This is a genomic window from Pseudonocardia sp. SID8383, assembly GCF_009864975.1.
Classification (GTDB): Bacteria; Actinomycetota; Actinomycetes; order Mycobacteriales; family Pseudonocardiaceae; genus Pseudonocardia; species Pseudonocardia alni.
Window position 1 is genome coordinate 1 of sequence record NZ_WWFY01000316.1, and the last position, 1,294, is coordinate 1,294.

At 76.7% G+C, this 1,294-nt stretch carries 1 protein-coding gene; it reads left to right on the forward strand.

What is annotated here, in order from left to right; genetic code table 11:
• Positions 1-98: 98 nt before the first annotated feature.
• A partial coding sequence (locus tag GTW08_RS07720) for a DEAD/DEAH box helicase (RefSeq protein ID WP_161151676.1) occupies positions 99-1,294 on the forward strand: 1,196 nt, incomplete at its 3' end.

Consider the following 1,294-nt stretch of genomic DNA (forward strand, 5'->3'; position numbering starts at 1 on the left):
GCGCCGCCGCAGCGTCGCGTCCGGCCCCGGCCCGCGCCGCCGCCGTCGCCGCCCCGAAGGCGGAGCCGGAGCCGCAGTGGATCGAGCCCGAGGACGGCATGCCGTCGTTCGCCGAGCTGGGCCTGCCCGAGCGCCTGACCAAGGCACTGGCCGAGCAGGGCTTCACCGCCCCGTTCCCGGTGCAGGCGGCCACGCTGCCCGACACCCTCGCCGGGCGCGACCTGCTCGGACGCGGCCAGACCGGGTCCGGCAAGACCCTCGCCTTCGGGCTCGCGCTGCTGGCCCGCCTGGCCGGGGAGCGCTCCCGCCCGACCGCCCCGCGCGGCCTGGTGCTGGTCCCGACCCGCGAGCTCGCCACCCAGGTCGTCGAGGTCCTCGCGCCGCTGGCGAAGGCGGTCGACCTGCGGGTGACCGACATCGTCGGCGGGATGTCGATGAACAAGCAGGTCGCCGAGCTCCGGCGCGGGGTCGACCTGCTGGTCGCCACCCCGGGCCGGCTGTCCGACCACCTGCAGCAGCGCACCTGCGACCTGTCCGAGGTCACGGTCACCGCGCTGGACGAGGCCGACCGCATGGCCGACATGGGCTTCCTGCCCCAGGTCCGCGCGATCCTCGACCGGACCCCCGCCGACGGGCAGCGACTGCTGTTCTCCGCGACCCTCGACGGCGACGTCGACACCCTGGTCCGGCGCCACCTGACCGACCCGGTGACCCGCTCGGTCGCCCCGCCGACCGGCAGCGTCGCGACGATGGAGCACCACGTGCTCGTCGTCGACCGCGACGACCGGTCCCGCGTCGTCGCCGAGATCGCCGCCCGGGAGGGCCGCACGATCCTGTTCGTGCGCACCAAGCACGGCGCCGACCGGATGGTGCGGGTGCTGCGCCGCGAGGGCGTCGCCGCCGGGCCGCTGCACGGTGGCCGCTCGCAGAGCCAGCGCAACCGCGCGCTCGACGACTTCCGCTCCGGCGCGGTGCCGGTGCTCGTCGCGACCGACGTCGCGGCCCGCGGCATCCACATCGACGACGTCGGGCTCGTCGTGCACGTCGACCCGCCCGCCGACCCCAAGGCCTACCTGCACCGTGCCGGGCGTACCGCCCGGGCCGGTGAGGACGGCGTCGTCGTGACGCTGGCGATGCCCGAGCAGCGCGCCGAGGTGGACCTGCTCACCCGCCAGGCCGGGGTCTCCGCCGAGGTCTCGACGGTCCGCCCGGGGCACCCGGACCTGGTCCGCGTGACCGGCTCGCGGGAGCCGTCCGGCGAGCCGATCGTCGTCGCCAAGCCGCCGAAGCCGGC